The organism is Halorhodospira sp. 9621 (assembly GCF_022228055.1).
GTDB lineage: Bacteria > Pseudomonadota > Gammaproteobacteria > Nitrococcales > Halorhodospiraceae > Halorhodospira > Halorhodospira halophila_A.
Genome location: NZ_JAJNRD010000032.1, coordinates 1 through 24,896 on the forward strand (window position 1 = coordinate 1; position 24,896 = coordinate 24,896).

Consider the following 24,896-nt stretch of genomic DNA (forward strand, 5'->3'; position numbering starts at 1 on the left):
TCCACTGGTCAGGTCGTAGTCCCAGATGCCGACGTTGGCGGCCGAGGTCGCCAGGTGCAAGCGCTGCGAGAGCTCCTCCTGAGTCCGTTCCGCGTCTTTTTCGGCGGTGACATCATGCTCAACGCCGAGCAAGTGGGTGGGTGTGCCCTCGGCATCGCATTCCACACGGCCCGTTGAGCGCAGATACCGGATCGCCCCATCCGCACGCCGGATGCGGTAGGTCAGATCCCAGGCGGTGTGGCGGTCAAAGGCCTCGCGAAAAGACGCCTCCACCCGTGCCCAATCCTCCGGGTGAACATGCTCACGCCAGAGCGCCTCCGTCCACGGAACGGGACCAGTGGATGGATCTGTCCCCGGGTGCCCATACAGCGTAAGCAGTTGCTCGTCTGCCGTCACACGGCCTGACTCGAACTCCTGCCGCCAGAAGCCCGCCCCAAGACCTTCGCGCAGTAGACTGAGCTTGGTCTCCGCATCGGACGGCTTTTCTTCCGGCGCGCCTTGCTCGCCCAACCGTTTCACCTGGATCTCGACCCCGCCAAACTTTATTGATCAAGGCTACAGTACCCCATCCTACTCAATGACCACAAAAATTATCCTCCTTCCGCTGAGCGAGGGCCTGTCAGGCTGATTGGGGGTTATCCGGAGTTTCGGGCTCCTGCTGGCAGGCTGGTGTCGGATGCCCCCGTATGGCCGTAAGCACGCGCTCTTCCAGGTTGGCCAGCGCGCCGGGGCGCAGGTGTGCCCCTCTTTTTTGAGCAGGGTGCTCGAGCTCGGCCCGGATCTGCCCCGGCGTGTCTCCGATCACCAGGATGCGGTGGCAAAGCTGGACGATTTCCCGTACGTCGTGGCTGACGAAGACCGCAGCTACGCCCGAGTCCACCACCCGCTCGCGAACCAGCTCGAGCAGTTCGGCTCGGTTGATGTAGTCCAAGCTGGCAAAAGGCTCGTCCATCAGCAGCAAGTCCGGATGAGCAGCCAGCGCACGGGCAATCCCCACCCGCTGGCGCATGCCGCCGGAGAGCTGCGCTGGGTATTGGCGGGCCGCCGCTTCCAGACCGACGCCGCGCAGCGCCTCCAGTGCGCGAGGCTTCTCCGTCCGGGGCAGCACCAGCTCGATATTGCCCTGTGCGGTTAGCCAAGGGAGGAGATGGGGTTCCTGGAAGACCATGCCCAGTCGACCGTAATGGCGCCGGATGGTGCCGGTGTCGGGTGTTTCGCGTCCGGCGATCAGGCGCAGCAGGGTGGATTTGCCGCAGCCACTGGCGCCGGTGACCCCGACGACCTCGCCGGGGGTCACGGCGAGGTCGACTGCCGATAGGCCCCCGCCGCCGGAGAAGATGCGGCTTGTGCCTTCCAGGGCGACGACGGGACCGCCGTGCCGGGTTGCCAGGGCTGGATCCGTGGGCCCTAGGTCGGTCTGGTTACGCATGTTGGAGCCTTCGTTCGATGAGTTGCCGGCCGGGATGAATCAGCAGGTACTCCAGCGCCAGTCCGAGGATGACGATCCACAGGACGTGGGCATAGACCGTCGTCACGGCGCCGTAGAGGTAGCTCCCCCAGAGCGATTGCCCCAGCCCCGCATCGCTTGCGAATGCCTCGGCCATGATCACTGCGCGCCAGCTGACCGATAGCGCCCCGGAGGCCGCGCCGGCCAGGGTCAGCGCCAGGTGGGGGAGCAGGATGCGGGTCAGGCGGGTGTACCAGTCGAGCTGGTACACATGGGCCATGTCCATGATGCCCCGGTCGATTTGCGCAATGCCGTGGCTGGTGGCCATGTAGATCAGAGGCAGCGCCATGCTTACGCCCACCAGCACCGGAGGGCCGGCGCCGATGCCGAGCCAGAGGACCGCAAGGACCAACCAGGCGATATGCGGGGCTGCCTCGATCAGGACGATGACCGGGTGCAGCGCCCGCTGCAGGGTTGGCCATCGTGCCGCCCACAGTCCGATGGTCACGCCGCCGAGCACTGAGAACAGGAAGCTGAGCACGACGTTGCGCAGCGTCACCGCGGTGCTCGCCCAGTGCTCGGTGGATTGAAGGAAGCCTCCGAGTTCAACGGCGACGGTTTGCGGATCCGGCAGGATGGAGTCCGGCACTTGCTCAGCGGTGACCAGCCACAGCGCTGCAACGCCGAGGAGTCCAGCCCAGGGTGGCCAGCTGGTCCAGAGGCGGCGCTGGTTCATCAGTCCTCCGTGCGAGAAGTCCGAATGGGGCGGGCGGGGGGCGGTGCGCGGCAGGGGGCGCGGTATCGGTCAGAGGCCGGCCGGTGGCTGCGTGTCGAAGACCTCGCGCAGGTAGTCATCCACGGCCTGACGCGTGTCCTCATCACCCTCCGGATTCCACACCACCCGCTCGCTACGGAGCATGCGCAGTAGCGCCGCCTCGGGGATCGGCATTTCGAAGAAGGTGTCGAATCGCTCGGCGGCGATGCGGGCGGCTTGCTCGTGGTTCTCGGGGGCGGCCAGCCAGTCGGTGACGGTCTCGATCCCCTGCATCAGGGCTTGTCGCTGCTCGTCGTCGACTTGGTCCCGCACGGCCCAGATGGCCCCCAGCGGGATCCGCACGTCGAGCTGTTGCTCAAGGGCCTGGGCCGGGTCCAGCTCAATGGCCCATTGCTGCTCCCAGTCGTCGGCCGCCTGCTGGTGGAGGATCAGGCTGATCAGCGGCTCCGGCGCGGCGACGCCCTCAGGGGCGCGCCGGGGGTTCCGAGCCTGGGCCAGTAATGCCATGCCGGCGCCGCTACTGGCGAAATCCGGCGTGATGCCGTGTTCGGTAAGGGCTCGCTCTGTGACCACATGGGGTGGGGTCGAAAGCCCGGGCGCGACTAATACCTGGTTGCCATCTGTCGCTTTCGCTCCGGCGCCGTCCTCAGGGGTGAGCAGATAGATGCCCTGCCAGACCCAGGGGGCGACTAGCTCGAGTTGATCGAGTCCACCCTCCACGAATCGCACGCCCCCCACAAGGTTGAAGAAGGCGAAATCGGTGCGGCCGTCCTGCACCATGGCGCGCATGGCCGATGGATCGCCCGCGGGGTTCGGTACCAGCTCGAGTTCGGCGTCGGGGAGGAACTCGTCCTGTCGCTGCTCGAGGATGAATACCGGCACCGCATTGGGATCGGGGGGCAGCGCGACGCGTATCTCCGTCGGCCCGGAGGCGTCGGCGGCAGTCAGAGGGATCCCGACCAGTCCAGCGAGGGCGAGGGCGAGGCGTTTCATGGGGGTTATCTATATAATGTTGGATTGAATGGTTTATGATAACGATTCGCATTCGTACGTCAAGCTCGGGTCCGCTCGCTCCGATTGGCGCCCCGGCATGCGTTCCGGGGCGCCAATCGGGCGATCTGCAAGGGCGTGCCCCCCGAGCGTTAGCCCGAGGTACCCTTTGACCCCGCCTCGTCCTTGGCCTCGGTCTCGCCGGCCTGGTTACCGGACTCGGCCGTATCCGTCTGGCGGGCCTGCCGGATCTCATCCTCGGGTGGGCCGAAGACCTTGCGCGTCAGGCGCACATACCAGGCGGCCGCCTGGACCTGGATGACGAAGGCGATCGCGATGACCAGGGCGGCATTCGCCCCCTCGGCGCCGAACGCGTTCATGGCGATCGCCAAAGCGATGGAGAGGTTGCGCATCACGGATCCGTAGACCAGCGCGATGGCGTCGCCCCGCGGCAGGAGGGCCTTGCCGAGCAGGGTGCTCAGCGGGAAGTTGATGGCGTAGAGCAGGGCCACCGGGGCCAGGATGTAGAGCAGCCGCTCCGGCGCCGCGAGGATGGTCTCGGCGTTGAGCGCCATGGCGATGAAGACGATGCCGAGGACGCCGAGCGTGGACAGGGCCGGGAAGCGGAAGGCCCAGCGGTTGCGGAAGTCCTCCTGGCCGTAGCGGCGCACCAGTGCACGCTGGGTGAGCACGCCGAGGATGAGCGGCAGCACCACGATCACCAGCACCTGCTGGGCGATGGCCCAGAGATCGACGTGGATCTGCGCGCCGAGCAGGGCCTCCACATAGAAGGGCGTCGCGAGGGCCCCGAGCAGGAGCCCGATGACCGTCATCTTGACCGCTGCGGCGAGGTTGCCGCCGGCGAAGCCGGTCCAGGAGATGGTCATGCCGCTGGTGGGGACCAGGCCCGCGAGCAGCAGTCCCAGCGCCATGTAGGGCTGGTCCGCGAAGAAGAGCAGGCCCAGGCCGAAGGCGATGAACGGGATGACGGCGAAGTTGACGCCCTGGGTGAGCAGCTGGGCGCGCAGATCCTCCCAGCCGGTGAGGTGCGAGACCCGCAGCGTGACCATCATCGGGTAGACCATCAGGAAGGTCAGGGGCAGGACGAGCCACCGCAGCGGATCCGAGGGCAGGAGGGCGCCGTAGAGGAAGCCCAGGACCAGCATGGCCGGGATGGCCCAGGTCAGGCGCTTCTGGATCGCGTAGAGGATGGACCACATGGTCGTGCTCCTCCCTGGCAGCAGGCGAATGGAAGGCGGCGCAGGCGGAGGACGGGCGGCGGGCGGCCGGTCAGGAGGCCGGCTCCGCCTCCTCCGCCAGCTCGTGGAGCCACTGGGTCATGAGCTCGTTGGCCAGCGGCATCGGCGACTCCATGAAGCTGACCACGAAGCGGTCCGGCAGCTCCACGACCCCGATGGAGCGGGGGCGCAGCGCCGGGGCCAGGGCCATGGGCAGGCGCCGGCCGACGCAGAAGATGACGTTCTTCGCATCCTCGATCTCGTCGGCGATCTCGCCGTCGGGCAGGCTCTGGGTGTGGGCGTAGTGGTCGAAGGTGGCGATGTAGGCGGCGCGCTCATCACGGTCGATGCGGCTGCGCAGGCCGGCGACGATATCGTCGGCGTTGCTCGGCCCCCGGCCGCCCTTGGGCAGCTCCAGGCTGCGCACCGGATAGGTGTCCTGGAGCCAGGTCCTTGCTAGATCGCTCATGTCTGATCCTCCTCGTGGTGCGACCGGCACCTGCGGGGGCTGCCCGGGCCTCGCCCGCTCCCAGGGCGTCCGCCTGCAGCCCTGTATGTGCCGGCCAATTGAATGATATTCAACGAATCAATAGAGTGTGGTAGAGGGCGTGCGCTGTCAACCCGGCCGGCGAGGCCATGAGCTGGCCGTCGGCTGTTGCCAAGCGCGCCTGACAAGGGCAGTTTCGGTGGTGTCGCAGAGACGGCGGGGCGCTTGCCCGGCGAGCAGCAGGCGGGTGGCGGTCCGGATCGCGGGTTGAATAGAGGAGGTTTGCACCCATGAGCAGGATGATGATCGGCCTGGCCCTCACGCTCTCCCTGGCGCTGGCTGCCGGGGGTGCGCTGGCGAATGGCCATGATCACCAGCACTACGAAGGCGAGGAGCCGGAGGGTCTCGCAGAGGCGCTGACGTTGCTCGCCGAGCGCCAGGAGCGGCTCGAGGAGCTTTTGGCGGCGGATGCGCTCGCGGATGAGGCGTTCCACGAGATCCACGAGATGAGCTATACGCTGGAGAACGCCGTCGAGCGGATCCAGGGCGACGTGGACCGGATGGCGGAGCACGTCGAGGCGATCCACCTCGGCTCCGAGCGCCTCGACGAGGACGCGATCCGGGAGCACGCGGGGGAGCTGGAGGCGCTCCTGCGCGAGCTCCGGTCCGAGTAGCGTACCGATCCCCCGGGGTGCGCGTGCGGCCCGGGCCGGCCGCAGCGCATCATCGGGGCTAGCGGCGCTCGCTCCGGCGGGAGCGGCTAGAGCCCGCACACCCCGCCGCAGCAGCCGCCGGCCGGCTCCGGCTCGGAGCGGCTCGCGCTGCTGATGTAGCCGGCCCCTGAGATCAGGCGCTCCACGGGCGCGTCCTCGGGCGTCTCGCCGGGGTCATGGCCGGCGAGGCGGCAAAGCTCTCCCCAGGTGCGCACGCACTCGTCCATGCCGTGGCGCACCTCCAGCGTGACCCCGTTGCTCGGGCAGCGGTAGTCGTACGTGGGCATAACTCCTCCTCTTGATGCGCATGTGGGGGTGGCCTGCTATTGCACCGGCAGCCCCTCGGCCTTCCACTCCGGGAAGCCCTGCTCCAAGCGGTACGCCTGCCGGCCCTGCGCCCGCAGCCGCCGGACGGCCTCGACGGACAGGGCGCAGTAGGGGCCGCGGCAATAGGCGACGATCTCCTGCTCGGCGGGCAGCTCATCGAGGCGTGCCTCAAGCTCCTCGGCCGGGATGTTGATCGCGCCCGGCAGATGCCCCGCTGCGAACTCCTCCGGCGGCCGGACGTCGATGAGGGTGACCATGCCGGCGCGCAGGCGCTCGAGCAGCTCGGTCGAGTCGATGGCGTCGAGGGCGTCGCTGTCGTGGAAGTACTGCTCGGTCATCCGCTGCACCTCAGTGAGGTTGCGCTCCGCTACCTCGCGCAGCATGCCGAGTAGGGCCGTGACCTGCTCATCGGCGAGCGTGTAGTAGACACGTGTTCCCTCCTTGCGCGCCGAGATCAGCCCCATGCGCCGCAGCTGCTGGAGGTGCTGGGAGACGCTGGCCAGCGGGATGCCGGTCAGGCGGGCGAGCTCATCCACGTTGCGCTCGCGCTGGGCCAGCAGCTCCAGGAGCTCCAGGCGGTAGGCATGCCCCAGGGCCTTGCCGATCCCGGCGAGTTGCTCCAGCAGGCGGCGTTGATTGACGAGCTCAGCCATGGCGATCGCTCCAGCTTTTGCGGGTCATGGACGCGGGGGCCGCTGCGCGGCTCAGGCCTTCATCTTTCGCTGCAGGTCTTGGAGGGCGTTGCGGATGCTTGTCTCCAGGACCGGATGGTAGTAAGGCAGGTCGAGCATGCGCTCGACGGTCATGCCGCTATCGACGGCCCAGGCCAGGAGATGGCCCAGGTGCTCGGCACGTGGACCCAGCACCTCGGCGCCCGCGAAGGCGCCGTCGGAGGGTCGGCCGTAGAGGCGCATGACCCCGTGGTTCTCGCCCATGACGATGGCGCGGGGCTGGGCAGCGTAGTCGAGCTCACCGACGGCGTGATCGGTGTCGGGCAGGTCCGCGTAGCGCGCCCCAACCAGGGCCATCTGGGGCTCGGTGAAGACGATGCTCATCGGCGGATGGCGGCGCCCGCGCTCGACGCTCGGGTAGCGGCCCGCGTTGCTGCCGGCGATCTCGCCCTCGTCGAAGGCGTCGGGCATGACCGGGTGCTCGTTGTTGGCGTCGCCGGCAATGAAGATCGGCTGATCGCCGCACTGCATGGTGTAGGGGTCGAAGAGCGGCACGCCGTTGTCATCTAGCCTCAGCCCTGTGGCCTCGAGGCTGAGGCCGTCCACATTGGGGCGGCGGCCGGTGGCGGCGAGCAGGTACGCAAAGCGTTCTTCCACTTCGGTTCCGCTCTTGTCGCGGAAACGGACCACGACCTCATCGCCCTCGCGGTGCAGGGACTCAACCTGTGCATCGGTATCCAGGGCCAGCTCGTCGCCGAAGATCTCCTCGGCGGCATCCTTGACGCGCGGATCGGTCAGCGGTCCGAGGAAGCCGCCGATCCCGAAGATTCGAACGCGGACACCCAGCCGGTGGAGGGCTTGGCCGAGTTCCATGCCGATCACCCCGGGACCGAAGACCACCACGGATTCGGGCAGGTCGCGCCACTCGAAGAGATCGTCGTTGACCACGGCCCGGTCGCCGAGGTCCTTGAACATCGGCAGCACGTTGGGACGGGAGCCGGTGGCGATCACGGTGCGCCCGGCCCGGATCCGCCGCCCGTCGTCGAGCCGCAGGGTCTGCGCGTCCTCGAACCGGGCGTAGCCATGGATCCGCCGCTCGGCCGGGATCTTCTCGGTGTTGCCGACGACCCCGCTGACGAACCGATCCCGCAGGTTCCGGACCCGTTCCATCACCTCGGCGCCGTTGATCTCGACTGAGCCGGCGTGGACGCCGAAGCCGTCGGCATGGTGCGCCGTGTGGGCGGCGTCGGCGGCGGCGATGAGCAGCTTGCTGGGCATGCATCCGACGCTGGCGCAGGTGGTCCCGTACTCTCCGCCCTCGATCAGGAGCACACGATCGGTATGGGCGGCGGCGGCCCGGTAGGCGCGCAGTCCGGCGCTACCCGCCCCGATGATGGCTACGTCGGTCTCGAGATCGGTCATCGCAGGCCTCCTCGGCTCTAAAGATGCGCACAAAAAAATCCATTTAATTGTAGAAAATAGGCGCGCGGGCAGTTCGTGTCAAACACCGCCCCGGCGCCCGTGTGATGTAACGGCGAGGGCGTTTGGGTAGAACGACAGCTGGGCAGGTCCGGCCCGAGTCGTGGGGCACCAAGGGCGTTATAGTGGTGTTTTAATACGGACGGTACAGGTAGGGACGGGATGCGCACGCAACGACTGGACTTCCCCGGCGCTCAGGGGCACACGCTCTCGGCAAGGCTCGACGAGCCGGAGGGGGCGCCGCGGGCCCATGCCCTGTTCGCCCACTGCTTCACCTGCGGCAAGGACATCAAGGCGGCCTCGTGGCTGGCGGGCGCGCTGGCCGAGCAGGGGATCGCGACCCTGCGCTTCGACTTTACTGGGCTCGGTGGCAGTGAGGGGGTGTTCGGCCATGCCGGTTTCCGCTCCGATGTGGCCGACGTGCTCGCGGCGGCGCAATTCATGCGCGATGCCGGGCGGCCGGTGAGGATCCTGGTCGGCCACAGCCTCGGGGGCGCGGCGGCGATCGCCGCGGCCGGCGACATCCCGGAATGCCGGGCCGTGTGCTCGATCGCCGCGCCGTTCGAGGCCGATCATGTGCTCGAGCACCTCGGGGAGAAGCGCGCCCAGATCGAGGCCGCCGGTGAGGCCGAGGTGACGCTCGGGGGGCGCCCGTTCCGGGTCGGGCGATCGTTCATCGAGGAGACCGTCGGGCACGATCAGGCGAGCCGGATCGCGGATCTGCGCCGACCGCTGCTGGTCATGCACGCCCCCCTCGACGAGGTGGTGCCCGTCGATCACGCGCGGCGGATTTTCGAGACCGCGAAGCACCCGAAGAGCTATATCTCCCTTGATGATGCCGACCATCTTCTGACCCGAGCCGCGGACGCCCGGTACGCCGCCACCGTCATCGCCGCCTGGGCGGCGCGCTACATCACCGAGCCCGGATGAGGCCCGGCCAGCGGAGCACCCGTTTCAGGGCTTCGTGACCACGATGAGGAGGAGCTCGCCATGAGCCATGAGGAGGAGGCGCCGCCGCAGCAAGCCAAGGGTGAGGAGGGCTCAGGGGCGGATCGATACCTGATCGATCCCCGCAAGTTCCGCGACCCGGCGTTCACGGCCGATGGCCAGCCCCGCGCCTCGGTCCGCCTGCAGCGCCTGGAGACGCTCTGGTTCTGCACCGGGACCCTGTGCAACCTCGCCTGCCGCAACTGCTACATCGAGTCCTCCCCGCGCAATGATGCCCTGGTCTACCTCAGCGCCAGTGAGGTGGCCGGATACCTGGACGAGATCGCGCGCGAGGGCCTCGGCACCCGGACCATCGCCTTCACCGGCGGGGAGCCGTTCATGAATCCGGACATGATCCCCATCCTGGAGGATACGCTCGGTCGCGGCTACGAGGCGCTGGTGCTGACCAACGCCATGAGGCCGATGATGAAGGTCCATGAGCGCCTGCAGACAATCCGGGAGCGCTACGGGCAGCAGCTGACGGTGCGCGTATCCGTCGATCACTATCGGCAGGATCTGCACGAGGCCGAGCGCGGGCCGAGATCGTGGGAGCCCATGGTCCGCGGCCTGCGGTGGCTCTCGGAGAGCGGCTTCCGGGTGGATGTGGCCGGCCGGCAGACCTCCGGGGAGGCGGAAGCGACCCTGCGCGAGGGCTACCAGGCCCTGTTCGACGCCCATGGGATCACGCTCGATGCCCACGACCCCGAGCGCCTGGTGCTGTTCCCGGAGATGGATGCCAGCCGGGATGTCCCGGAGATCTCGGAGGGCTGCTGGGAGAAGGTCGGGCGTAGTCCCGACGAGATGATGTGCGCGAGCTCCCGCATGGTGATCAAGCGCAAGGGGGCATCGCAGCCGGTGGTGGTGCCGTGCACGCTACTGCCTTACGAGCCGGCCTTCGAGCTCGGCTCCAGCCTGGTGGGGAGCTTCACCGAGGTGCCGCTCAACCATCCCCATTGTGCTCAGTTCTGCGTTCTCGGGGGTGCCAGCTGCAGTGGCTGACGGAGACGCCTCCCAGGCTGCCGGCCAGTCGAAGCGCCGGGGTCGCCTACGGCCCCGGCCCCTCCCCGCCAGGATACGGTCGCTGGCGGCAATCGACCCTATGGATGGGAGCCGTACCTCGGGGTGAACCGTGCTCAGCCTTGCTCGCGCGGGGGATGGCGGCACGGCCCGGCTCTATCGGGACAGGTACCGCTTGATATTCCAGGGGTTACGCCGCTCGACCCATCGAGGCAGGAGGAGCAGGATGCCCAAGGCCGCCACGGTGCCCGCGATGAACCAGGCCGGATCGACGCGCACGATGGCGCCCAGGCTGGTGTAGACCAGGGTCATCGGCAGCATGCCCACGCCCGTGGCCAGCAGGAAAGGGCCCAGGCGCATAGCGGTCAGGCCTGCCGCGTAGCTCAGCAAGGCGAAGGAGACAACCGGGATGAGGCGCGAGACCAGGACGGCCAGGAACATCGCGCGGTCTCCGCAGTCCCTGCAAAGCGGGTAGGGGATGGGTCGGCCCAGCCGGGTCGCGCGCAGCCCCTCCCCCAGCCACCGGGCCAGCCCGAAGGCGACGGCCGCGCCTGCCAGCGCGCCGGCTACGGCGATAGCCGCGCCCAGCAGGGGGCCGAAGAGCAGCCCGGAGGCCACGGTTATGGGGATGGTTGGCAACGGGAGCACGACCACGGCGGTCATCATGGCCATGAGGAGCAAGGCGCTCTGCAGCGGCTGTGCCGCCAACTGCTCGGCAAGTCCGGAGGGCTGCCAGCCCACGGCCGCACCGACCTGCCAAGTCCAGCCCCCGAGGATGGCTAGGCCGAGCAGTAGCCCCAGAAGCGCGAGTCCGGTACGCCACGGATCGGATGCCATGGATCGAGTATCGCCCGGATCGACTCTGCGCACCATGGCAGATCGCCTTTGGGCGAGGGGCTGAACGGTCCAGCTTGCAGCGCTGCGGGCGGTCGTACGGCCGAGCCGGATCGATGCTAGGCTCGCGGTATGGATCGAGAGACGGCTGCGGGGGATGACCAGGAAGGGGGCGGCCGGCCCGAAGCGCGTCTTGGCGGGCCGGGGGGGACCGACTGCTCCATCGTCGTTCCGGTCGGCCCCGGGGATGAGCCGCGTATCGCGGAGCTCGCGTGGCTGACGGAAGCCGCGCTCGAGGCCGAGGTGATCCTGTCGGTGACGGACCTTGGGGGGGTCCCGCCCGGGGCTCCGGGCCGGGTGGTCGAGTCCGGCGCCGGCCGGGCGGTGCAGAGCAATCGCGGCGCCCGGGCGGCGCGCGGCGCCTGGCTCTGGTTCATGCACGTGGACAGCCATCCCGCGGCTGGGGCCCTGGAGCGGGTGCGCGCCTTGATCGGCGGGGGCGATGCGCTGGGCTACGGCTGGCTCCGGTTCCGGGAGGATGGGCCCTGGCCGGTCCATCTCAATGCCGTGGGCGCCAACCTCCGCTCCCGGGGCCTCGGGCTCCCCTACGGGGATCAGGGGCTCCTGCTGCCGCATGAGCGCTTCAGGGCCCTGGGTGGGTTCCGCGAGGACATCGAGCGCGGTGAGGATCTCGACCTGGTCATCCGGGCCCGCCGGGCCGGGCTGCCGTGCCGGCCCATCGGCTGTGTCGTCCACACCAGCGCGCGCCGCTACCGCCAGCGCGGCTGGCTCCGCACCACGGCCGGCCATGCCGCCTCGGCCGCGCGGATCGCCTGGCGCTCCTGGCGCGAGCGACCCTACACCCGATGACGGCGATCGCCCTCTTCGTCAAGACGCCCGGCTGCTCGGCGGTCAAGACGCGCCTGGCCGCCGGCCTGGGCCGCCTGGAGGCCGAGCGGCTCTATCTTCGTTGTGCCGGGGCGGCTGCCGAGGCGGCCCAGAGCGCGGCCTTGGGCCCGGTCTACTGGGCCCTCGCCGAGCCTGTGGCCGTCGCCGGAGGCTTCTGGACCGGCCTGCCCCTCCTGGCGCAGGGCGAGGGGGAGCTCGGTGAGCGCATGGGCCGGGTCCACGACACCCTGGTCCGCAAGCACGGCCGCGGTATCCTGCTCGGGGCCGATGCGCCGCAGGTCTCGCCGGAGGATCTCGCCCGCGCTGCATCGTGGCTCGAGGCGGAGGACGCCCGTATCGTGATCGGCCCGGCCCGCGACGGCGGGTTCTGGCTGTTCGGGAGCAACCGGACACTACCCGGGCAGCGATGGCGGGCGGTACCCTACAGCCACCCCCGCACGCTGGCCGTGTTCCGGGAGGTCATGGCGGAGCAGGGGAGCTGGCTGACCCTGCGCCCCCTGACCGATCTCGACGAGGCCGCGGATCTTGTCAGCGTCGCACGCGAGTTGGGTGGACTGGACAGCCCGACCCCCGCGCAGAGCGCTCTCGCCGAGGTGCTTGCGGCCGCGGCGGCATCAGGCCTGGAGCCCTAGGCCGGCCGCCACGCTCGCTGCCACGCACCACAGGAAGACCCATAATCCGGAGACCCGGCCGGGTTTGAAATGCCGATTCAGTTGTGCTCATCTAGGCCCTGTGACGTGCAGCCAGCAAAGGGAGGTCATCGATGTTCGGATGCATGGTGAACGCGCAGCGAAATCACGTCCGTGAGGTCAATCGGCGCACCGACGAGGTTCGTGAGGACGAGGGCGCCGTGGAGGAGCAGCGTGCCGCGGAGCAGGCCGAGGCCCAGCGGGACGAGGCGGCCGGCGAGCCGCGTTCCGCGGGGTAGGCGATCCGCGTGAAGCCCACGGCCGGGCGGCAGCGCGCCGCCCGGCCGTGGGGGTGACAGCTTGTCTGTCCCTAACCCGCCATTGCCCGTCCACGCACCCTGACGCGGGCCATTCTGTGGAGGTCCGGGTGTCTCGCAAATCGCCGCAGCTCTTCCACGACGGGCTCATCGAGCGGGCAACCCCGCCCGAACTCCATGATATGAACCGCTTTCTGGCCGGCGTGCGCGACCGCTCGCTGCTGGATACCTTCCGCCGTCTGGCCTCGGACCGCGAGCCGGAGCACCAGGCCCTGGAGCGCCAGGCTCGCTGGGCATTGATTGCGGTCCCCCTGTTGTTGCTGGGCGTGACCCTGGCTGCCTGGCTGGCGCCACCCGGTGTGCCCCTGCTCGCCTGGGGCGTGTTGGCCCTGGGCGTGCTGGCCGGTGGTCTGATCTTTGCCGCGTGGACCCTGGGTCGGGGGCAGGAGCTGCGTCGGTTGGAGGCAGAGCGTGACGAGCTGGCCGATCGTGCCCAGGATCTGCTCGGGGTGCGCGAGGCGTGTCTCCACAGCCGGCCGTGTCGCATCTACCGCGAACGGGTGGTCGAGCAGGGGCGTCCCCTGCGTCGGCGCGAGGCGGCGCTGTTGGTCGATTACGCCGATCGGCAGAGTGGCGGGGCGCTGACTGCGAGCGCACGCGCCCAGGCCGAGCGGGTGGATGAGCATACGGCCGAGCGCCCCAGTGACCCGCTGGAGGCTTACGGCCGTTTTCGGGAGGCCCTGGAGCAGTGGCAGGAGCGCTACGGGACCCTGTCCGAAGACACCAGCCAACTGGTCGAGCAGCTGCGACAGCAGCTCGAGGTGGACAGCCACCGCGATACCCTCTGGTACCAGCGCCTGCAGGAGCGCAAGGCGGAAAAGGCCGACGGCGAGCATCGGCTTGGTTCTGGCGGCGGCGATCAGGGACCACGGGTGGCGCGGCGCTGATCGCCTCTTGGCCCGGCGTTGCCGGGGTGCCGTACAGGGCGTCTAAAAGGTGCCAAAAATCGAACCCACCGTGATGAGGAAGACCAGCGCGATCAGGGGAACCAGCATCGCCACTACGGCGATGTCTAGGTAGGCCTGGCGGTGGGTCAGTCCGCAGATGGAGAGCAGCGTAATCACCGCGCCGTTGTGGGGCAGGGCGTCGAGCCCTCCGGTGGCCACTGCGGTGACGCGGTGCATCAGCTCCGGTGAGATCCCCGCCGCCTGGCCCATGGCCAGATAGCTGTCACCGAGTGTGGCCAGCGCGATGCTCATTCCGCCGGAGGCGGAGCCGGTCATGCCGGCGAGGACGTTGACGGCGACGGCCAGTGAGATCAGCGGGTTGTCGCCGCCGATGGCGGTCACCCAGCCGCTGATCGTCTCGAAGGCGGCCAGTGAGGCGATGACCGTGCCGAAGCCCACCAGGCTGGCGGTATTGAAGATGGGCAGCAGCGAGGCGTTGGCGCCACTATCGAGGGTGGCGGTCAGTGCCCGTAGCCGGCTGAGGTTGGTGAGGATGAGCACCAGGATGGCGATCACCAGTGCGCCGGTGATCGACCAGACGCCGCGCAGGGCGTCGATGGTGGTCGCCCCGAAGCGGGGCTCGGCCAGGTAGCCGGTCTCCATGGCCGGGATGACCAGGCTGGTGAAGAGCAGGTTCAGGCCGATGACCAGCACGATGGGCAGGATGGCGAGCGCCAGCGGCGGCTGGCGGGCCGGGGTGGCCGAGGGCGGGACCTCGTTCAGGTCGAAGCCCTCGCCGGCCGCCCGCTCGCGCAGCGTGGGGTCGAGCTGCGGGGCAGCGTCGTCGTGTTGTCCGTATCCCTCGCCGGCGGCTCGGGCCTGGCGCACTCGGTGGCTCAGCCACAGCTGCCCGAGGACCAGCATGACGATGCCCGTGAGGATGCCCAGACCCGGGGCAGCGAAGGGTGAGGTGCCGAAGTACGGCATGGGGATGGCGTTCTGGATGGCCGGCGTACCGGGCAGGGCGGTCATGGTGAAGGTGAAGGCGCCCAAGGCGATGGTGCCGGGGATCAGCCGCTTGGGGATCTGCGCCTGGCGAAACAGCGAGGCGGCGATGGGGTAGACGGCGAAGGCCACCACGAACAACGAGACGCCGCCGTAGGTCATGATCGCGCAGGAGAGCACCACCGCAAGGACCGCCCGGGTCTCGCCCAGCCCGCGGATGATGGCGCGCGCCAGCACCTCGGCGCTGCCGGTATCCTCCATGAGCTTGCCGAAGATCGCCCCGAGCAGGAACAGCGGGAAGTACTTCATGATGAAATCGGCCGCTGCCCCCATGAAGACCTGGGTGTAGCTGGCCAGCAGCGGTGTCTCCACCGAGGCGAGGGTGACCAGGGCCGCCAGGGCAGGGGCCAGGATCAGCAGCGTGATGCCGCGGTAGGCGAGATAGATCAGCAGCACCAGCGCGATCAGGATGGCCGCGATTTCGATCATCAGCGGGTGCCCTCGGTGCGGGGTTCCTCCTCGGGGTGTACCGGCCGAAAGGCGTCGGCGAAGAGCTCGTCCAGGTCGAAGGTCGAGCGCACGCCCAGGTCATCGAAGTGTTGGTCCAGCCAGGCATCCGCCCAGCCGTAGCCCTGATCACGCAGGCGCGTGAGGAAGGGCCACTCGGCATTGAGCTTGCTTGAGGCACTCAGCGCTTCGATCTCGTGCTCGGCGTGGATCAGGTGCAGGCGCATGGCGCGGTAGCGCTCGAGCTGGAGATCCTCGGCCTCGATCAACTGGTGAAGCAGATGAATCGAGCGCAGCTCCTTGATCAGCGCCGAGTTAAAGGTGATCTCGTTGATCCGGTTGAGCACCTCCCGGGCGGTAGTGGGCAGCTGCTGGCGGGCCATGGGGTTGATCTGCACAACGATCAGGTCCTGGCAGCTCGGGTCATCGACCAGCGGGTAGAGGGCGGGGTTGCCGCTGTAGCCGCCATCCCAGTACGCCTCGCCGTCGATGGTGACGGCGTTAAACATGAAGGGCAGGCAGGCCGAGGCCATCACCGCATCCGCCGACAGGTGCGGCTGGCGGAAGATGTGGGCCCGGCCGGTGCGCACGTGGGTGGCGGTGACGTACACCTTGACCTTGCGGCAGGCGTTGACCTGGTCGAAATCGACCTGAGTGGCGATCAGGTCGCGCAGCGGGTTGATCCCGAAGGGATTGAGCTGGGCCGGGTGGAGGAGCTGGGTGAGGTTTTCAAAGAACAGGTAGCCTGGGGAGTAGTCTAGGCTGTAGTTGCCGAGGAGACGGTCCCAGGGGCTGCGCTGGATCGGTGAGAAACGGGCAGCCTCGCTCACCGACGACCAGAATCGGTGTAGCCCCGCTCGGGCCTGTTCACGGCCGCCGCGCTGCAGCCCGTCGGCGACGACCGCGGCGTTCATGGCTCCGGCGCTGGTCCCGCTGATGCTGTCGATCTCTAGGCGCTCATCTTCGAGGATGCGCTCAAGCACGCCCCAGGTCAGCGCGCCGTGGGCGCCGCCGCCCTGAAGCGCCAGGTCGATGCGTTTCGGGGTCTGCGTGGCCATGGGACCCTCCCTGATCAAGTCCACGGCCTTCAGTATGGACGCTGTGTCGCGCGCTTTCCGCCCGGACGCCGGGGCCCCGGTGCTATTCCCTGCCGCTCTCCGGCGTCTGGGCCCATGGTGGCCGGGGCCAATGCTCCCACTGCCGGGTCAGCTGGCGGGCCACCTCCTGGGAGACCGCCTCGAGGAACTGCTGCTGGAAGGCCAGGGCCGACTCCGCCGAGCCGGCCATCAACTCCTGGGCCTCCTGCGGGGTCAGGTCCACTTCGATGGTTACCTTCATGGTCCACCTCCGGTTTGCGGGATGCGGGTGTTCTCAGCCGGCCCCGGGGCGCCGCGGCCGGCGGACGGGCGGCAGCATTGGTACGGGTCCGGGTATCCGCGTAGCCTGGCGGAGGAGCCACTCGGCCGGTCCCATGCGGAACATCCGCAGCCATAGGGGGGCTGCGATCAGCAGGATCCCCCAAAGGCCGAGAACCACCAGCAGTTGAGCCGGGCGGTCGACCTCGCCGTAGAGCCCCAGTCCGTGGCCGTAGAAGATCAGGGTACACAGCAGGGACTGCAGCAGGTAACTGCTCAGGGCCGTTCGCCCAACGGCGGTGATCGGCCCGTGCAGGAAGCCAAGCCAGCCACGCTGGCAGGCCAGGATGATCAGCGCGGCCCAACCGGCGGCGATCAGGGGTACGGCCAACTGGCTAAGCTGGGTGCTGAAGAAGAAGCCGCTGAGCAGCTCCCAGTCGCGCCACTCGCGGTAGGCGATCCCGAGGATGCTCAGCGGCACACCGATCCCCAGGCCGTATCGTGCGATGCGTGCATAGGCCTGCTGGCTCCAGGCGCCGGTCAGGAACCCGCTCCTGTAGGCCGCCATGCCGATCAGCATGCAGCCGAGGGTCAGCCAGCCAAGGCGCGCTGGGGTGCCGATCAGATAGCGGGTGAAGGCTTCGGGCAGGCGCTGCTCCATCTGGGTCAGCCACCCGCCCTGGTAGGCCTCGATGGCCGCGGTGATCTCCTCGTGGACCGACGGCGAAGCAGAGGCCAGCTTGATGAACCCGGCGGTGGGCAGCAGGGTCAGCCCCCAGCCGGCGGCCATGGTCAGGAGTATGGGCAGGGTATAGAGGGTGACGCCCCAGGCCATGAGCGCGCGGGGTGTGCGATCGATGAACAGGAAAGCGAGCAGGCCCATGACGGCGTAGATGAGCAGGATATCGCCCATCCACAGAAGGATCCCATGGGCCAGCCCGATGGCAGCCAGGGCGAGCATGCGCCGGCGGTGGACGATCCACGGGTTGATGCCGGCAGCGCGGTGGCGCTCGGCGAGCAAAACGGTGCCGGCGCCGAACAGGGCGGCGAACAGGGCGATGAACTTGCCTTCAAAGAAGACGTGGCCGACAGCCCAGACGGCGTAATCCCAACCCTCGAAGCCGCCAAGCAGGGTCGGACTCAGCAGCCCGGCCACCGGCATGGCGAAGAGCTGGATGTTGATGACCAGGATGCCCAGCACCGCCGCCCCACGGACGGTGTCGAGACTTTCCAGGCGTTGTCCGGTGCCCATAGGCCCTTGCGGTATGCCCCCCGGTGGTGCATTGGACCGACAGGATAAAGCATCCATTTGTGTTTGAAATCGGCGTGCTGGCACCTTGTCGGGATGGATCCCGTCACCCATGCGGCCAGTGGCGCCCTGCTCAACCGATTGGTGGCGCCGCGATGCTGCGCTGCGCCGCGTTTCTCCTTGCGCGAACGCACCTGGCTTGGCGCTGTTGCGGGTCTGTTCCCGGATGTGGACTGGTTCCTGGGGCTGGTAATCGCCGACTCGCTGGTCTACTACAACCTCCACCGGGGCGAGACCCACTCGCTGCTGATGCTCCCCCTCTGGGCGATCGTGCTGGGCTGGGTGACGGCGCGTCTGTGGCCCGAGCAGCGGGACTGGCGCGATGGTGCGGTTATCTTCGCCCTGGGCATCGGCATCCATATCTTCGGCGACTGGATCACCAACTACGGGACCCAGCTCCTGGCACCCTTTTCGCGGGAGACCTTTGCCTTCCCGGTGACTTTCATCCTGGATCCTTGGGTCACCGGCTCGCTGCTGCTCGGCCTGCTGCTGACCTGGCGCTACGGCGGGCGTTTGTGGGCGGCGGTCGGGCTTGCCGCTGCCGGTGGGGTGATCGCGGTTCAGTCGGTGGCCAAGGTGCACGCGCTCGAATACGCCCGGGATGAGGCGCGGGAACGGGGCATGCACGGGGCCCGGGTGCACGCCATGGCACAGCCGCTGTCGCCGCTGAACTGGCGGTTGTTCATCGAGGGCGACGACGCCTACTGGTCGGCTCACCTCGGGTTCCGGGCGCAGGAGCGACCGGTGGATGAGGACGCCGGCCTGCTGGCTCGGCACTGGCAGACATTTCGGCCGCCGCATGCGCTGGAGTGGGAGCCTCTGCCGCGTTTCGGCGACGGTGGCTGGCGCGAATTCGCCGAGGTGGCCTGGTGGCGCCCGGAATTTGCCGAGTTCCGACGCTTCGCCGCGCTGCCGTATCTGCGCAAGGTGGTCGATTACGAGGGCGATGCCTGCGCCATTTTTGCCGACCTGCGCTTTCGGATCGCCCAGGTGCCGCCCCCGTTCCAGTACGCCAGCTGCCGGACGCCGGAGGGGGATTGGTATCGGGCCGATGTGGACTACTGGGAGCGGGCGGTGGAGGAGCTCGAGCCGTTGCTGCGCGAGCGGCGGTAACGCCCCGGGGTCAGCTGCGCACCAGGCGCAGGCAGCGGGCGAATGCCGGGACCGAGAGCGAGTCACGCCGGCCGGCCAGCCAACGTGCCTGGAGTGCCGGGGCATCCAGCTCTTCGGCGATCTGCCAGCCGGCGTCTGTGGCCAGCCGGTGCATGGTCTCCGCCGGCAGCAGGCCGCGCAGGGGTTCCTGCTGCGTGTGCAGTGCCAGCGCTACGCCGTGCAAGAGCATGCGCGGACGCCAGGCCACGTTCTCCGAGGGCAGCCAGTAGTCGGCGATCAATTCGCTACCCGGGGCGGCGACCTCCGCCAGGCCCTGAAGCGTGGTGCCGATGGCCGTCCGGGGCAGGTAGTAGGTGCAGCCCAGCCAATTGGCGAAAAGGGGGGTATCGGGATCGATTCCGGCATCCATGAGGCGCTCAGCCAGGCGATCGCGGGCAAAGTCCACCGCTGCGAAGCGCATCCGGTTGGCCACCTCGGCGGGCAGGAGCGAGCGCTTCCACCACTGCGTGGCGGGCTGGTCCACTTCCAGCAGTTGCGCCTGCGCGAGGATATCCGGGCGGCGGAGGGCGGTGGTGTCCAGCCCGGCGCCGAGTAGCACGATCTGCCGGTGACCTTTCTCCAGGGCGGCGTCCAGGGCGTCCTCGGCGAAGCGCGCCCGCGTGACCGTCTGGCCGCGCAGGGCGGCGAGTTCCGGGTGGGCGCTTTCCAGCGCCCGCCACTGCATGGCCAGCAGCGGGGGGGGTGGCTGGACCAGTCGACGGATCCCGCTGCTGAGTAGGGGGAGGACCGCCCGATCGTCGAAGATCGCCGGGGGATCGTCGAGGCGGGTGTGCCAGACGCGCAGTGCGGCGGCGGTCTCCGCGGTTCGGCTGGTGAAGGGGCGCTGTTCCATGGGGTCAGTCGATCACGTCGAGACGCAGTCGGCCTTCGGTCTGCCAGCGCCGTACCAAGGACTCGGCCGGTTCCCGGCGGTCCGGATCCGCGTACCGGCGCAGCGCTTCGGTCAGCGCTAGCGGCACTGCGGTACCGATGGTGCTGCGCCGTCCGCAGGCGTAAATACGGGCATCCCGGTTAAGCATCCAGTCGACGATTGTCGCTCCCGCCTCGCTGACCCGGTCCTGAACGTAGCCGCCGTCATTGGGATCACGGGAGAACGCCAGATCGAGCCGTGTCAGCACCCCCTGTTCGCGCCATTGAAGCAGGCGCTCGGCGTGAAAGAAATCGCCCTGCCGACGCCGATTGCCGAAGATCAGCCAGATCGGACCGCGATCGGCCCGGGCGGCGCGCTCGGCGATGAAGCCGACGAACGGCGCAATGCCGCAGCCGGCGGCAATCAGGATCATCGGTTGCTGCGGGTCATCCGGCGGCTGCAGGTGGCGGTGGGTGCGCAGTGAGGCGGTGATCGTGTCGCCGAGCTGCAGGCGCCTCGCCAGGAGGCTGGATGCCTTGCCCGGGCGGACGTGCCCGTCGGCGTCGGTGCGGCTGGTCACGGCGACGGTAAGCTCAAGGCGGTGCGGGGCGTCGAGGGGGGTGCTGCCGATGGAGTAGGGGCGGGCCGGCTCGCCCTCGCCAGGACGCACGAGCAGGAGATCTCCGGGCCGGTAAGCCAGCGGGGTATCGCTCTCCAGGGTCAGCCCCCATACCTCCTGGGTGATCGGATCCTCGGGATCGTTGAGCTGCCGGCGTTCGCGCAGGGTCAGATGGACGGGTTGATCGCTTGGGATTGGCCCGGTCGCGCCGGCCTCCACGCCAAGCAATTCGGCCACTTCGCCGAGCCAGATTCGCCAGGTGGCCTCGGGTGCGCCATCGGCGCGGGCCATGGGCAGTACCTCTTCGGCTCCGGCGCGGCGCAGTCCCGCACGCAGGGTTTCTCCGGCGGCGCAGAAGTGTCGGTAGCTGGAGTCCCCCAGGGCAAGCAGGGCGAACCGCGTGCGGGGCAGCTGCGCACGGTCCAGGGCGGCGACGAAGGCCCGCCCTGGGTCTGGCATGTCACCGTCACCGCAGGTCGAGGCGATGAGTAGCGTGTATCGATAGGCCTCAAGCGCCTTGGGGTCCAAGGCCGACAGCGAAGCCTCTTCGATCCGGGCGCCGCCGAGGCGCAGTGCGCGCGCTGTCTCCCGGGCCAGGTGAGCTGCCGTGCCGGTCTGACTGGCGTGGGCGATGAGCAGGTCGGCTCCCGCATCCCCCCGGCGGCGCCCGCCCAGCCGGCGTCGAGTCCAGAGCCAGATGCCCGTGACAAACAGGAATAGCAGCACCAGCGCCGTCAGGAGATTGATCAGTCCCGACCAAGCGCCCGCCCAGGTGCCCTGGTGCAGCTCGGCGATCCACCCCGGGTAGGCGCCGGCCGGGGTGATCCCCTCGGCAGTGACGATCAGCTGCTGCGGCCCGCCATCACCGTCGGTGGTCACCGCCCAGGCCGCCCGCTCGAAGCGTTCCATGGCCTGGATATGGGAGATCTCCGCGGCCTCGAGCTGTTGTAGGACTGGACCAATCGCCAGGCGGCCGGCGTCCCGGTCGATCGGTGGCAGTCGCGGCGTACCCAGTTCCAGGGCCATCATGCCTGCGGTGACGGATACGAGCAGCAGCAGTGGCAGAGTCAGCCAACCAACCCCCGTGTGCCACTGGGTCAGGGTGTGGCGCAGTCGCGGCCAGGCCAGCCACGGTCCGACGATCAGCACCACCAACAGCGCGTAGCTGGCCAGCTCGACCACCCAGTCCAGATCGAGCAGAAGATCCTTGTGCAGGTGGCGCACGGTCTGGAAGAAGGTGGTGGCGTAGTCGCGCTCGCCGAGGGAACTGCGCTGCTCGAGGTCGAAGGCCTCATGCCAGCGCTCACCCGCGCGACTGAATTCGAGCACGGCGGTCCCGCCGCGCTCGAGCCTCAGGGTGCGGATGCGCTGCTGCGGATCCACCTCGGCAAGGAACGCCTGTAGCTCGGACACCGGGATCGGATCCTCCGCCTCGGGCCCCGAGGCCAGATCCCGGACGACGGGTTCAAGCGCCAGCAGACCGCCGCTGACGATGATCACCAGGAACAGGGGCGCAAGGGCGAGGGTGATCCAGCGGTGCAAGCAAAGCAGCAGCCGTCGAAGGCTGGCGGGCATGGTCGGGCTTCCTGCGGGTGGCGTGGGGCTGAGATCCTGCGCCAAGTATGGTGGTCGACCGGTGCGGTGCAAGTTCAGCGCAGGGCCACCCCTTTGACCATGGCGTGTATGGGCACCCCCGGAGCCAGCCCCAGCTCGGCGGAGGAACGCCGGGTGATGCGGGCGAGCAGCGGCTGGCCCGCCACCTCCAGGCGCACCAGAGCGTGGCTCGGGGTGGGGTCATCGGCGATCGCCGTGATGCGCGCCGGGAGACGGTTGAGCAGACTCACCCCGGTCGGTGGCGTGCGGGCAATGCTGACGTCCCTGGCGTGGACACGCACACGGACCGGCTCGCCAATGGCGGCGTCCAGCCGCGGCAGGTACAGCGGTGCATCACCGGCGTCAAGCTCGGTCAGGTGATCGGCGGGGTGGTGCCGGGCGACGGGCAGCTCCAGGACCGCCGATGCGTGCTCGCTCTGGGCCAGCGGCAGATCGGTCTGCGTCAGCAGCGTCTGGAGCGGGCCTTCGGCACGGACCTCGCCGGATTCGAGTAAAACCATGTGGTCGGCCAGGCGAGCGGCCTCGTCGAGGGCATGAGTGACGTAGACAATCGGGATGCGCAGGTGGCGGTGCAGGCGCTCGAAGTAGGGCAGGATCTCGGCCCTGGTGGCGGTGTCCAGCGAGGCCAGGGGTTCGTCCATGAGCAGGAGCCTGGGGGCGGCCAGCAGTGCGCGTCCGATGGCGACCCGTTGGCGCTGACCGCCGGATAGCGAACCCGGGGGGCGTTCGAGCAACCCGGCGAGGCCGAGCAGCTCGGTGATCTCGTCGAGGTCGTCCCGGCGGCCGCCGGCGGGTGTCCGCCGTCGCCCGTAGAGCAGGTTGCCGCGCACGTTCAGGTGGGGGAAGAGGCTCGGTTCCTGAAACACGTAGCCGAGCGGTCTGCGGTGAACCGGCAGGAAACTATGTTCGTCTTGCCAGATGCTGCCGTTGACGACCAGGCGGCCACGCCGTACCCGCTCCAGCCCGGCCAGGCAGCGTAGCAGGGTGGTCTTGCCTGACCCCGAGCGGCCGAACAGGGTGGTCACGCCGGTTCCGGGGAGAACCAGATCGGCCTCGAGGCGGAAATCGCTGCGGTCGACCCGGAATGAGGCTTGGATGCCCATCAGGCGACCCCCACGACCTTGAAGCGGCGGTTAAGGAAGTAGACCGCGAGAAGCAGCGAAAAGGCCATCAAAAGCAGGAACAGCGACAGGCCGTGGGCCGCGGCGTAGTCCATGGCCTCGACGTGGTTGTAGATGGCGATCGAGGCCACCTCCGTCTCCCCGGCAATGCTTCCGCCGATCATCAGCAGAACGCCGAACTCGCCTAGGGTGTGCGCGAAGGCGAGCACCGCGGCGGTCAGGAAACCGTTGCGGGCCAGGGGAATGACCACCGTGAAGAAACGATCCAGTGGCGAGGCCCGCAACGTGGCGGCCACCTCCAGGGGGCGCTCACCCATGGCCTGGAAGGCGTTTTGCATGGGCTGTACCGCGAAGGGCAGGGAGTAGATCATCGAGCCGATCACCATGCCGGTGAAGGTGAAGGCCAGGTGGCCGATGCCAAGCTGCTCCAGCAACCCGCCGAGCCAGCCTTCCGGACCAAGGAAGATCAGCAGGTAGAAGCCGATGACCGTCGGAGGCAGGACCAGGGGCATCGCCACCAGCGCCTCGACGACGACGCGGGCGCGGGAGTCGCTGCGCGCCAGCCACCAGGCCAGGGGCAGACAGAGCAGGAGGAGCAGGCCGGTGCTGATGGAGGCCAGTTTCAGGGTCAACTGCAGGGCGACCCAGTCGGCGTTGCTGATCCAGAGCATGCTTGTCGATCCGTCCCTAAGCGCCGCGCGGTGGGTTATTCCGGCGGCCGGAAACCGTGCTCTTCGAGGATGGTGCGGGCGCCGTCGCTGTCCATGAAAGCCGCGAAGCGCGCCATCGCCTCGTCCCCGGACCCGTGCCGGGTGATGATGTATCCGTGCCTGAGCGGTGCGTGCAGATCCGGATCGATCGGTGTGTATACCCCCTGCTCGTCGACGCTCGGGTGTGTCGCCAGCGAGAGCGGGATCAGGGCAGCCTGCGCGGCACCGCTCTGGGCCTGTTGCAAGGCGCGGGCGACGCTGTTGCCGGTCACCAGTCGATCCGCCACCGCCTCGTGAATGCCCTCGGCCTGCAGTGCCTCCAGCGCGCGCGCGCCGTAGGGGGCGTGTTCAGGGTGGGCGATGGCGATGCGCCGGAATGCCGATTCCGTTAGCTCTTCCAGCTCCGGGGGTTCGGCCCTGGAGCGGGTCCAGAGGACCAGTTGGCCACTGGCGTAGTGGCGCACCCCGGATGCGGCGTGGCCGGAATCGACGAGTGCTTCCGGGCGCTCCATGTCGGCCGCGAAGAACGCGGCAAAAGGGGCCCCATGGGCGATTTGGGCACGCAGCGACCCGGAGGATCCGTAGGAGACGGCCAATTGATGTTCCGGGTGTTGCTCCTGAAAGCTCGCCACGAGGTCTTCCATGGCGTGACGCAGACTCGATGCAGCGGCGATGCGGGTGGTGTCGGCGATGGCCGCGCAGGCGAAGAGCAGGGCGCTGGCGAGACTGGTCAGTGCCAGGGCCGCCATGCCGCGGCTGCGGGGCGCGCGGTTCCGGGGCGACGGGAGTGGCATGCACACCTCGCTGGTCGGGGTTTTCACGGGAGGTCTAGCAAGGAACGGGCCATATCCCCCGGGGGGGCGGGG

27 protein-coding genes are annotated in these 24,896 nt (G+C 68.8%); 8 read left to right on the forward strand and 19 right to left on the reverse strand.

Annotation, left to right across the window (positions count from 1 at the left end; translation table 11 throughout):
* The 6 genes from LRF89_RS11565 to LRF89_RS11590 form a co-directional block, all read right to left on the reverse strand.
* Positions 1-510, reverse strand: a 510-nt coding sequence (locus LRF89_RS11565; protein ID WP_238637161.1) for a PAS domain-containing protein, incomplete at its 3' end; no start/stop codon positions are given.
* Positions 511-619: 109 nt separating this feature from the next.
* Complete coding sequence (locus tag LRF89_RS11570; protein ID WP_238637162.1) at positions 620-1,429, reverse strand: ABC transporter ATP-binding protein; 810 nt, start codon at positions 1,427-1,429, stop codon at positions 620-622.
* Positions 1,422-2,183 carry an ABC transporter permease gene (locus LRF89_RS11575; RefSeq protein ID WP_238637163.1) on the reverse strand — a complete coding sequence of 254 codons (762 nt, stop codon included), beginning with the start codon at positions 2,181-2,183 and terminating at the stop codon, positions 1,422-1,424. Before LRF89_RS11575 ends, LRF89_RS11570 begins: the two co-directional genes overlap by 8 nt.
* 69 nt (positions 2,184-2,252) lie before the next feature.
* Positions 2,253-3,215 carry a hypothetical protein gene (locus tag LRF89_RS11580; protein ID WP_238637164.1) on the reverse strand — a complete coding sequence of 321 codons (963 nt, stop codon included), beginning with the start codon at positions 3,213-3,215 and terminating at the stop codon, positions 2,253-2,255.
* Between the two features lie 149 nt (positions 3,216-3,364).
* Positions 3,365-4,432 (reverse strand): arsenic resistance protein, encoded by a 1,068-nt coding sequence (locus tag LRF89_RS11585; RefSeq protein ID WP_238637165.1) that lies wholly within the window; start codon positions 4,430-4,432, stop codon positions 3,365-3,367.
* 70 nt (positions 4,433-4,502) lie between these two features.
* Positions 4,503-4,919, reverse strand: coding sequence for a DUF6858 family protein (locus tag LRF89_RS11590; protein ID WP_201167897.1), 417 nt, complete (start codon positions 4,917-4,919; stop codon positions 4,503-4,505).
* A 308-nt stretch (positions 4,920-5,227) separates the two neighbouring features.
* Here LRF89_RS11590 and LRF89_RS11595 point away from each other — a divergent pair, with 308 nt between their 5' ends.
* The gene (locus LRF89_RS11595; protein WP_201167895.1) at positions 5,228-5,611 is read left to right on the forward strand and encodes a DUF6746 family protein; all 384 of its coding nucleotides are present in this window, start codon (positions 5,228-5,230) and stop codon (positions 5,609-5,611) included.
* Positions 5,612-5,697: 86 nt separating this feature from the next.
* On the opposite strand, the gene LRF89_RS11600 is transcribed toward LRF89_RS11595, so the two are convergent.
* The 3 genes from LRF89_RS11600 to LRF89_RS11610 are packed head-to-tail and all read right to left on the reverse strand — an operon-like array spanning position 5,698 to position 8,070.
* On the reverse strand, positions 5,698-5,937 hold the full coding sequence (locus tag LRF89_RS11600) for a zinc ribbon domain-containing protein (protein WP_201167892.1): 240 nt from the start codon (positions 5,935-5,937) through the stop codon (positions 5,698-5,700).
* A 36-nt stretch (positions 5,938-5,973) separates the two neighbouring features.
* Positions 5,974-6,630, reverse strand: coding sequence for an ArsR/SmtB family transcription factor (locus LRF89_RS11605; RefSeq protein ID WP_201167889.1), 657 nt, complete (start codon positions 6,628-6,630; stop codon positions 5,974-5,976).
* A 51-nt stretch (positions 6,631-6,681) separates the two neighbouring features.
* A complete protein-coding gene (locus tag LRF89_RS11610; RefSeq protein ID WP_238637166.1) occupies positions 6,682-8,070 on the reverse strand; it encodes a dihydrolipoyl dehydrogenase in 1,389 nt (462 codons plus the stop codon).
* A 219-nt stretch (positions 8,071-8,289) separates the two neighbouring features.
* Between LRF89_RS11610 and LRF89_RS11615 the strand changes: the two genes are divergently transcribed.
* On the forward strand, positions 8,290-9,057 hold the full coding sequence (locus LRF89_RS11615) for an alpha/beta hydrolase family protein (RefSeq protein ID WP_201167885.1): 768 nt from the start codon (positions 8,290-8,292) through the stop codon (positions 9,055-9,057).
* 60 nt (positions 9,058-9,117) lie between these two features.
* Positions 9,118-10,113: a radical SAM protein gene (locus LRF89_RS11620; RefSeq protein WP_238637167.1), complete on the forward strand. Its 996-nt coding sequence runs from the start codon at positions 9,118-9,120 to the stop codon at positions 10,111-10,113.
* Positions 10,114-10,287: 174 nt separating this feature from the next.
* On the opposite strand, the gene LRF89_RS11625 is transcribed toward LRF89_RS11620, so the two are convergent.
* Positions 10,288-11,004, reverse strand: coding sequence for a TVP38/TMEM64 family protein (locus LRF89_RS11625; protein WP_238637168.1), 717 nt, complete (start codon positions 11,002-11,004; stop codon positions 10,288-10,290).
* A 93-nt stretch (positions 11,005-11,097) separates the two neighbouring features.
* Here LRF89_RS11625 and LRF89_RS11630 point away from each other — a divergent pair, with 93 nt between their 5' ends.
* The 4 genes from LRF89_RS11630 (at position 11,098) to LRF89_RS11645 (ending at position 13,767) form a co-directional block, all read left to right on the forward strand.
* Positions 11,098-11,835, forward strand: coding sequence for a hypothetical protein (locus tag LRF89_RS11630; RefSeq protein ID WP_238637169.1), 738 nt, complete (start codon positions 11,098-11,100; stop codon positions 11,833-11,835).
* Positions 11,832-12,506 carry a TIGR04282 family arsenosugar biosynthesis glycosyltransferase gene (locus LRF89_RS11635; protein ID WP_238637170.1) on the forward strand — a complete coding sequence of 225 codons (675 nt, stop codon included), beginning with the start codon at positions 11,832-11,834 and terminating at the stop codon, positions 12,504-12,506. The genes LRF89_RS11630 and LRF89_RS11635 overlap by 4 nt, the downstream gene beginning before the upstream one ends.
* 131 nt (positions 12,507-12,637) lie before the next feature.
* Complete coding sequence (locus LRF89_RS11640) at positions 12,638-12,802, forward strand: hypothetical protein (protein WP_201243040.1); 165 nt, start codon at positions 12,638-12,640, stop codon at positions 12,800-12,802.
* Between the two features lie 128 nt (positions 12,803-12,930).
* A complete protein-coding gene (locus LRF89_RS11645) occupies positions 12,931-13,767 on the forward strand; it encodes a hypothetical protein (protein WP_201243041.1) in 837 nt (278 codons plus the stop codon).
* A gap of 42 nt (positions 13,768-13,809) precedes the next feature.
* Here the strand turns inward: LRF89_RS11645 and LRF89_RS11650 are convergent, their stop codons facing one another.
* From LRF89_RS11650 to LRF89_RS11665, 4 genes are all read right to left on the reverse strand, one after another.
* Positions 13,810-15,261, reverse strand: a complete 1,452-nt coding sequence (locus tag LRF89_RS11650; protein ID WP_201243042.1) for a GntP family permease — start codon at positions 15,259-15,261, stop codon at positions 13,810-13,812.
* Positions 15,261-16,337, reverse strand: a complete 1,077-nt coding sequence (locus LRF89_RS11655; protein WP_238637171.1) for a patatin-like phospholipase family protein — start codon at positions 16,335-16,337, stop codon at positions 15,261-15,263. The genes LRF89_RS11650 and LRF89_RS11655 overlap by 1 nt, the downstream gene beginning before the upstream one ends.
* 82 nt (positions 16,338-16,419) lie before the next feature.
* Positions 16,420-16,617: a hypothetical protein gene (locus tag LRF89_RS11660; RefSeq protein ID WP_201167869.1), complete on the reverse strand. Its 198-nt coding sequence runs from the start codon at positions 16,615-16,617 to the stop codon at positions 16,420-16,422.
* Between the two features lie 33 nt (positions 16,618-16,650).
* Positions 16,651-17,886: a DUF418 domain-containing protein gene (locus LRF89_RS11665; RefSeq protein ID WP_238637172.1), complete on the reverse strand. Its 1,236-nt coding sequence runs from the start codon at positions 17,884-17,886 to the stop codon at positions 16,651-16,653.
* 93 nt (positions 17,887-17,979) lie between these two features.
* Here LRF89_RS11665 and LRF89_RS11670 point away from each other — a divergent pair, with 93 nt between their 5' ends.
* Positions 17,980-19,056 (forward strand): metal-dependent hydrolase, encoded by a 1,077-nt coding sequence (locus LRF89_RS11670; RefSeq protein ID WP_201167865.1) that lies wholly within the window; start codon positions 17,980-17,982, stop codon positions 19,054-19,056.
* A 10-nt stretch (positions 19,057-19,066) separates the two neighbouring features.
* On the opposite strand, the gene LRF89_RS11675 is transcribed toward LRF89_RS11670, so the two are convergent.
* The 5 genes from LRF89_RS11675 to modA form a co-directional block, all read right to left on the reverse strand.
* Positions 19,067-19,948 (reverse strand): class I SAM-dependent methyltransferase, encoded by an 882-nt coding sequence (locus LRF89_RS11675; protein WP_201167862.1) that lies wholly within the window; start codon positions 19,946-19,948, stop codon positions 19,067-19,069.
* 4 nt (positions 19,949-19,952) lie between these two features.
* Complete coding sequence (locus LRF89_RS11680) at positions 19,953-22,160, reverse strand: sulfite reductase flavoprotein subunit alpha (RefSeq protein ID WP_238637173.1); 2,208 nt, start codon at positions 22,158-22,160, stop codon at positions 19,953-19,955.
* Between the two features lie 74 nt (positions 22,161-22,234).
* Positions 22,235-23,302, reverse strand: a complete 1,068-nt coding sequence (gene modC, locus LRF89_RS11685; protein ID WP_201167856.1) for a molybdenum ABC transporter ATP-binding protein — start codon at positions 23,300-23,302, stop codon at positions 22,235-22,237.
* Positions 23,302-23,991, reverse strand: a complete 690-nt coding sequence (gene modB, locus LRF89_RS11690; protein WP_201167853.1) for a molybdate ABC transporter permease subunit — start codon at positions 23,989-23,991, stop codon at positions 23,302-23,304. Before modB ends, modC begins: the two co-directional genes overlap by 1 nt.
* Positions 23,992-24,026: 35 nt before the next feature.
* On the reverse strand, positions 24,027-24,779 hold the full coding sequence (gene modA / locus LRF89_RS11695) for a molybdate ABC transporter substrate-binding protein (RefSeq protein WP_201167850.1): 753 nt from the start codon (positions 24,777-24,779) through the stop codon (positions 24,027-24,029).
* Positions 24,780-24,896 lie beyond the last annotated feature (117 nt).

Bases quoted from the DNA above. Each gene is read 5' to 3' on its own strand.
- modB (WP_201167853.1), bottom strand. From the start codon at position 23,991: ATGCTCTGGATCAGCAACGCCGACTGGGTCGCCCTGCAGTTGACCCTG.
- LRF89_RS11635 (WP_238637170.1), top strand. From the start codon at position 11,832: ATGACGGCGATCGCCCTCTTCGTCAAGACGCCCGGCTGCTCGGCGGTC.
- LRF89_RS11585 (WP_238637165.1), bottom strand. From the start codon at position 4,432: ATGTGGTCCATCCTCTACGCGATCCAGAAGCGCCTGACCTGGGCCATC.
- LRF89_RS11680 (WP_238637173.1), bottom strand. From the start codon at position 22,160: ATGCCCGCCAGCCTTCGACGGCTGCTGCTTTGCTTGCACCGCTGGATC.
- LRF89_RS11625 (WP_238637168.1), bottom strand. From the start codon at position 11,004: ATGGTGCGCAGAGTCGATCCGGGCGATACTCGATCCATGGCATCCGAT.
- LRF89_RS11600 (WP_201167892.1), bottom strand. From the start codon at position 5,937: ATGCCCACGTACGACTACCGCTGCCCGAGCAACGGGGTCACGCTGGAG.
- LRF89_RS11605 (WP_201167889.1), bottom strand. From the start codon at position 6,630: ATGGCTGAGCTCGTCAATCAACGCCGCCTGCTGGAGCAACTCGCCGGG.
- modA (WP_201167850.1), bottom strand. From the start codon at position 24,779: ATGGCGGCCCTGGCACTGACCAGTCTCGCCAGCGCCCTGCTCTTCGCC.
- LRF89_RS11570 (WP_238637162.1), bottom strand. From the start codon at position 1,429: ATGCGTAACCAGACCGACCTAGGGCCCACGGATCCAGCCCTGGCAACC.
- LRF89_RS11660 (WP_201167869.1), bottom strand. From the start codon at position 16,617: ATGAAGGTAACCATCGAAGTGGACCTGACCCCGCAGGAGGCCCAGGAG.
- LRF89_RS11590 (WP_201167897.1), bottom strand. From the start codon at position 4,919: ATGAGCGATCTAGCAAGGACCTGGCTCCAGGACACCTATCCGGTGCGC.
- LRF89_RS11675 (WP_201167862.1), bottom strand. From the start codon at position 19,948: ATGGAACAGCGCCCCTTCACCAGCCGAACCGCGGAGACCGCCGCCGCA.
- modC (WP_201167856.1), bottom strand. From the start codon at position 23,302: ATGGGCATCCAAGCCTCATTCCGGGTCGACCGCAGCGATTTCCGCCTC.
- LRF89_RS11610 (WP_238637166.1), bottom strand. From the start codon at position 8,070: ATGACCGATCTCGAGACCGACGTAGCCATCATCGGGGCGGGTAGCGCC.
- LRF89_RS11640 (WP_201243040.1), top strand. From the start codon at position 12,638: ATGTTCGGATGCATGGTGAACGCGCAGCGAAATCACGTCCGTGAGGTC.
- LRF89_RS11630 (WP_238637169.1), top strand. From the start codon at position 11,098: ATGGATCGAGAGACGGCTGCGGGGGATGACCAGGAAGGGGGCGGCCGG.
- LRF89_RS11620 (WP_238637167.1), top strand. From the start codon at position 9,118: ATGAGCCATGAGGAGGAGGCGCCGCCGCAGCAAGCCAAGGGTGAGGAG.
- LRF89_RS11670 (WP_201167865.1), top strand. From the start codon at position 17,980: ATGGATCCCGTCACCCATGCGGCCAGTGGCGCCCTGCTCAACCGATTG.
- LRF89_RS11665 (WP_238637172.1), bottom strand. From the start codon at position 17,886: ATGGGCACCGGACAACGCCTGGAAAGTCTCGACACCGTCCGTGGGGCG.
- LRF89_RS11655 (WP_238637171.1), bottom strand. From the start codon at position 16,337: ATGGCCACGCAGACCCCGAAACGCATCGACCTGGCGCTTCAGGGCGGC.
- LRF89_RS11615 (WP_201167885.1), top strand. From the start codon at position 8,290: ATGCGCACGCAACGACTGGACTTCCCCGGCGCTCAGGGGCACACGCTC.
- LRF89_RS11595 (WP_201167895.1), top strand. From the start codon at position 5,228: ATGAGCAGGATGATGATCGGCCTGGCCCTCACGCTCTCCCTGGCGCTG.
- LRF89_RS11650 (WP_201243042.1), bottom strand. From the start codon at position 15,261: ATGATCGAAATCGCGGCCATCCTGATCGCGCTGGTGCTGCTGATCTAT.
- LRF89_RS11580 (WP_238637164.1), bottom strand. From the start codon at position 3,215: ATGAAACGCCTCGCCCTCGCCCTCGCTGGACTGGTCGGGATCCCTCTG.
- LRF89_RS11575 (WP_238637163.1), bottom strand. From the start codon at position 2,183: ATGAACCAGCGCCGCCTCTGGACCAGCTGGCCACCCTGGGCTGGACTC.